The organism is Marinitenerispora sediminis (assembly GCF_003336425.1).
Classification (GTDB): domain Bacteria; phylum Actinomycetota; class Actinomycetes; order Streptosporangiales; family Streptosporangiaceae; genus Marinitenerispora; species Marinitenerispora sediminis.
In genome coordinates this window covers 1-5,279 of sequence record NZ_QEIO01000233.1, presented here as the reverse complement: position 1 = coordinate 5,279, position 5,279 = coordinate 1, and the positions used below count along the sequence as shown (strand labels likewise).

Genomic DNA, 5,279 nt, shown 5'->3' with positions numbered 1-5,279 from the left:
CCCCCGGGTGCGGTGGCGAACGGGGCGGGAGGGCGGTGTCACGACCGGCTCGTCTCCGCGGTGATGAGGGTGCGCTCGCTGGCGTCCTCGGCGACCCCCGTGACGCCGGCCGCCACTCCCAGCAGCGCGCGCTCGTGGGAGATCGGGACGAGGACGGCGCGGTCCAGCAGCTCCGCCTCGGTCTCCAGCGCCGCCCGCTCGCGCTCCGCGGCCTCGGGCTCCTCGGATGCCGCGCGGATCCGCTCGTCCAGGTCGGGGTCGCAGAACCGCGCCAGGTTGTAGCTGCCGCCGCAGGTCCAGTCCGCGGCGAGGTAGCCGACGGGGTCGCCGACGTCGAGCAGGTAGGAGCGGTTGGCGATGACGGCGTCGAAGGCGCCGGCGAGCAGGTCCGCCTCGATCGTGCTGTACTCGCGCACGACCACCTCCACGGTGAACCCCGCGTCCCGGAGGCCGCCCGCGACGACGGACGCGATCTCGGGGAGTTCCGCCCGGTCGGAGTAGGTGGCCAGGGTGACGCGCTCGCCGCCGGGGTCGGCGGCGTCGGCGTGGGCGGGCGGTCGCGGCCGGTCCGCGGCCCATGGGGAGGCCGGGCCGAACATGCCCCGGGCGGGGTCGGCGTGGCCTTCGTAGATCGCGTCCACGATCCGCTCCGGATCGACGGCCGCCGCCGCGGCCGCGCGCAGTGGCGCGTCGGTGAAGGGGCCCTCGTGGGAGTTGAGGTAGAGGGCGACGGTCCGGGGCAGCGGCACCTCCAGGACGTGCTGCTCGGTGATGGCGGACAGCTGCGAGATCGGTACCGAGTCGATGACGTCGACCTCGCCGGCCCGCAGCGCCCCGGCCCGGCTCGCGGCGTCGGGGACGAAGCGCACGTCCAGGCCCGGGGCGGCCGGCGGCCCGTCCCGGTGGTCGGGGTTGGCCTCCAGGGTGGCGGCGCTGACCCCGGTGACCCGCCGCAGCACGTACGGCCCCGTGCCGGTGCCGACGGGGTCCGGCGCCCCGGCGTCCTCGCGGTAGGCGGCGGGCGCGAGGACGACGAGTTCGGGGGAGGAGAGCCGCTGCACGAGCACGGGGTCGGGCTCGGCCGTCTCGATCCGGACCGTGTGCTCTCCCACCGCGGTCGCGGTCAGCTCCTCGCCGGCGAGGGCGCGCGGCGCGGGGCGGGCCTCCGCCGCGTGCGTGAGCGCGGCGGCGGCGTGCTCGGCGGTGAGCGGGGTCCCGTCGTGGAACACCACGTCGTCGCGCAGGGCGAGCTCCCAGGTCGTCTCCCCCGTGCGCCGCCACTGTGTGGCGAGCAGCGGCCGCGGCGCGCCGCCGGGGTCCAGCGCCACCAGGGGCTCGCCGACCCCCAGGCGGGTGAGCAGCCCGGCGTCGTCGCTGTAGGGCGACATCGCCGCGACCGGCGGGAAGGCGAGGGCGAGCCGGATCCGCCCCTCACCCGGCGCGGGCTCGCCGGTGAAGCAGCCGGTCGCGGTCACCAGGGCGAGCGCCGCCGCGGCCGCCGCGGGTCGGAGCCGGCGGGAACGGGTGGGAGGCATGGGGCTCCTCGTTCGTGGTGGGGGATGCGGGCGGCCGGGCCGCCGCGGTGGCCGGGCGGAGTGCGGCGTTCACCGGCCGGTGAGCGCCGCGGTCCGGCGGGACAGCAGCCACAGGGCGAACCCGCCCGCGGCCGGGAGGGCGGCCAGCAGCGCCCAGGGCAGTGCGGCCGCGGGGGCTGGGGCCCGGGCTCCGTCCAGCAGGCCGCCCACGGCCGTGCCGCCCACCAGCACCGCGAGGCCGCCCGCGGAGGAGAGGAACCCGAAGTGCGCTCCGAGCCGCCGCTCCCGCGCCAGCCGGGGCACGAGGTCCTGCGCGACCGGCACCGCCAGCATCTGCCCCGCCGTGAGCAGCACGACGAACGCCACCGCCGGCACGAGCGCCGCCGGGCCGTCCGGGGGCCGGAGGGGCGCGCACACCGCGACCACGGCGAACGACGCCGAGAGCAGCCCGAACCCGGCGAGGAGCGCCCGGCCGGGGCCGAGCCGGGTCCGTCCCCAGGCGGCGAGGGGCAGCTGGCCGACGACGACGAGCACGGAGGCCAGCGCGAACATCCAGCCGAGCGCGCCCTGGCCGCCGGTGGCGCGGAGCAGCTCCACCGGCAGGGCGAGGTAGAGCTGGTTGTAGCTGAGCAGGTAGGCGCTGTAGGCGGCGGCGAAGACGAGGAAGGTGCGGTTGCCCAGCACCTCGCCCCACCCGGCCAGCAGCGGCTCTCCGCGGTGCCGCCCGGGGGTGCGCGGCAGCCAGCGCAGGTGGGCGAGCAGGATCAGCACGAACGCGGCGGCGGCGGCCAGGCAGGTGAGCCCGAAGTCGACCGTGAGCAGCAGCGCGCCGAGCAGCGGCCCCGCGACGGCCCCCAGCTCCCCGCACACGGCGAACATCGCGAACAGCTCGGCGCGGGTGACGACACCGCGCCGCTCCAGGGCGGCGCCCTGGTCGGCGAGCGCCGACTCGACGGCGGGCGAGAACAGGGCGGCGGCGAATCCGGTGAGCACCGCCCCGAGCAGCACGGTGGCCAGGTCCCCGGCCGTGGCCAGGACGAGGAAGCCGGCGACCCGGATCGCGCAGCCGGCGAGCACGACCGGCTTGGTGCCGAAGCGGTCGGCGAGGGCTCCGCCGACCACGAACAGCCCCTGCTGGCTGAACGTGCGCACCCCGAGTACCACGCCGACCGCCCAGCCGGCCAGCATGAGGTCCTCGGCGAGGTGGACGGCGAGGAACGGCACCACGAGGTAGAACCCGATGTTGAAGGCGAGCTGGGTGAGCAGCAGCAGCCGGGTGACGCCGGGCAGCTCCCGGATCCGCCGCAGTGCCGCCCACCGCCGGGCCAGAGCCCGGCGGGCGTTGCGGGTCTCAGCGGTGCCGGTGGTCACGGGCGCCTCCAGGGTCGGGTACGGGAGCGGGCTGGACATCGGGGGCCGGCTACGGGGCCGGCCCGCTGCCCCGGCCCGGATATCCGACCGGCGTCCCCGCAAGCAGGCGAGGACGACGCGAAAGGCATGAGGGGAGATCGGGCGAGACGCCCGCCGCAGCCCACGGCAGGAGCCCGCCCAGCGGCGACGCGAGTGTCCTGGGCAGCCGCCCCACCCGCCGCCGAGCGCCGCACGGACCGCCTGCGGAGCCGGGACCGCGACCCCGGCCGAGGCGCGGTCCGGACGGCAGGGCACGGAGGACGGCCCCGCGGCGCCGCCCACGAGGTGCACAGACCGCCCGCGACAGCCGGACCAAGACGCCCGGCCGAGCACGGCCCCCACCAGACGGTGCCACGGACGACCCCCTGGGCCGGCCGTCCCGCACACCGCGGGGTGCCACCCGGATCGCCCGTGAGGCCGGAACCACAGCCGGAGCCGAGGTATCCGACCAGCACGCAAAACCCGGAGCGCACGAAGGACCGTCGAGCAGGACCCCCGCCGCGGCCCCGGGAGGGCTGCCCTGGGCAGCAACGCGGACCTCCGGGGATAGCCGCCCAGCCTGCCGCAGGGCTCCTCGCGCACCGGCCGCGGGGCCGTACCGCGGCCCCAGCTGGGCTCCGCGACCCGACCGCAGGGCACGCAGGACGGCCGAGCGGCGCACTCGCGACGTCGGGGGCGACGGCAGACCGGGCAACGCGCCGGCCGGACGCGGGCCCCTCGGGCGCCGGTGCTCTCCCGAGTGCCCGCGCCCGCGGTTTCGTCGCGGGACGGCTCCGGCCACTGCGGCCTCCTCCGGAATCCGGTCTCGTTGCCGTGGCGGCGCCGCCGCCGGGTTCAGGCGGCGTGCGCCGCCGCCAGGAAGTGGCCGTCGCCCGTTCCGGCCTCGTAGGCGTCCGTGGCGAGCAGGTCGGTCAGTACGGTCGGGTCCGTGTAGCCCGCCCGGAGCATGAGTCCTCGGGCCGCCGACTCGTCGAGGCCCCGGTAGTAGGGCAGGTCGCGCCGCAGGCCGCGGTAGGCGGCCAGGAAGCGCCATCCGACCGGCCGTGCCGCGCGGGAGCGCCAGCCCGTGCACAGCAGCCGGAGCTCCTGGCGCGGGGTGTTCCACATCCCGTCCGCGACCAGCACGGCGCCGCCCGGGCGCAGTACGGACCGCCAGGCCGCGAGCGCCCGCACGGGATCCGGCAGGGTCCACAGCAGGTTGCGGCAGGTAACGAGGTCGAAGCCGGGCGGTAGCGGCGGAAGCGGATCGGCGTATCCGGTCCGGACGTCGATCCGGACCCCGGCCGCCGCGGCCTCCCGCTCGGCGATCGCGGTCATCGCCGCCGCGGGTTCGACCGCGGTGACGTCGTGGCCGAGTTCGGCGAACGCGATGGCGACGAACCCGGTGCCGCTCCCCACGTCCAGCACCCGCAGGGGCGCGCTCCGGCCGGGGAGGAGCCGCGCGACCGCACCGGAGTAGGCGTCCAGCCAGGACTGGCGGTTCGGCATGGCCCCGATGTCCGCCTGGAAGCTGGCCGCCCGCCAGTCCCAGTACCGCCGCACCCGCTCCCGGACCGCGTCCGGGTCCGCCGGCGGGCGTTCGCCGTCGATCGACTCCACCACGGCAATCCGACTCCCTATCGCAAAGAGTTTGCAACTGCGGATCCTATGCGGTGGCGTCCGGGAGACAAGTGCCGGGGGCGGGCGCGCGCGGACGCCGCCGCCCCCTGGCCATCGCCACCAGCCGCCCAGCGGGGCGGCACCCGGATGTCCGCCCGCCGACGGCCGCGCCGCGGCTGCCCCGCGCCCGGGGCGGGGCAGGGACGCGTTCGCGTCCCGCCCGGCCCGGCGGACCGGTTCGGCGTGGGACAGCGCGAGCGGACGGCCGCATCGCGGTGGCGCTACGCCGCCGCGCGGCGGGCATCCTGGACATATGGCCAGCTCAGAGCTGACCCGTGCCGCCCCGCTGGTGCGCTACCGGGGCGGTGGCGGGCACGCGTTTCTCCTCGCCCGGGTCCGTGCGGCCGACGGGAGCTGGCTGGCGCGGATCACCTGGGCCGAGGTCTACCTGGACGAGCCCGGCAACTGGAGGTGGGAGACCGCGGAAGTCCCGTTCGCCGACATCGACCGGATCGACACCCAGGCCTACGGCACGGTGCCACGGGAGTACCGGGCCGCGGACCCGGCCACGCCGCCGCACTCCGCGGAGTCACGGCGGCCGAGGGGGCGCTAGATCGTTGATGAGAAATTGGTGTGCTGGTCAGTGGTCGTAGGCGATCAGCGATCGCCTGACCGGGGCGCCGATCTGCCAGTTGCGCCAGATCGCGGTGTTGAGGGCGCAGACGCGCTGACACA

General features: G+C 77.1%; 4 protein-coding genes and 1 pseudogene. 1 reads left to right on the top strand and 4 read right to left on the bottom strand.

Features of this window, described 5'->3' with window-relative positions; all coding sequences use genetic code 11:
* Positions 1-38: 38 nt before the first annotated feature.
* From DEF28_RS25395 to DEF28_RS25385, 3 genes are all read right to left on the bottom strand, one after another.
* Positions 39-1,535: an ABC transporter substrate-binding protein gene (locus tag DEF28_RS25395; protein WP_114400657.1), complete on the bottom strand. Its 1,497-nt coding sequence runs from the start codon at positions 1,533-1,535 to the stop codon at positions 39-41.
* 69 nt (positions 1,536-1,604) lie between these two features.
* Complete coding sequence (locus DEF28_RS25390; RefSeq protein ID WP_114400658.1) at positions 1,605-2,945, bottom strand: MFS transporter; 1,341 nt, start codon at positions 2,943-2,945, stop codon at positions 1,605-1,607.
* 834 nt (positions 2,946-3,779) lie between these two features.
* Positions 3,780-4,547 (bottom strand): class I SAM-dependent methyltransferase, encoded by a 768-nt coding sequence (locus DEF28_RS25385; RefSeq protein WP_114400659.1) that lies wholly within the window; start codon positions 4,545-4,547, stop codon positions 3,780-3,782.
* Between the two features lie 310 nt (positions 4,548-4,857).
* On the opposite strand from DEF28_RS25385, the gene DEF28_RS25380 reads away from it, so the two are divergent.
* Positions 4,858-5,157: a hypothetical protein gene (locus tag DEF28_RS25380; protein ID WP_114400660.1), complete on the top strand. Its 300-nt coding sequence runs from the start codon at positions 4,858-4,860 to the stop codon at positions 5,155-5,157.
* A 27-nt stretch (positions 5,158-5,184) separates the two neighbouring features.
* On the opposite strand, the pseudogene DEF28_RS29255 reads toward DEF28_RS25380, so the two are convergent.
* Positions 5,185-5,279 (bottom strand): annotated as a pseudogene (locus tag DEF28_RS29255) (IS982 family transposase); the annotation flags it as partial.

Coding starts and splice junctions, on each gene's coding strand:
- DEF28_RS25380 (WP_114400660.1), top strand. CDS start 4,858: ATGGCCAGCTCAGAGCTGACCCGTGCCGCCCCGCTGGTGCGCTACCGG.
- DEF28_RS25395 (WP_114400657.1), bottom strand. CDS start 1,535: ATGCCTCCCACCCGTTCCCGCCGGCTCCGACCCGCGGCGGCCGCGGCG.
- DEF28_RS25390 (WP_114400658.1), bottom strand. CDS start 2,945: ATGTCCAGCCCGCTCCCGTACCCGACCCTGGAGGCGCCCGTGACCACC.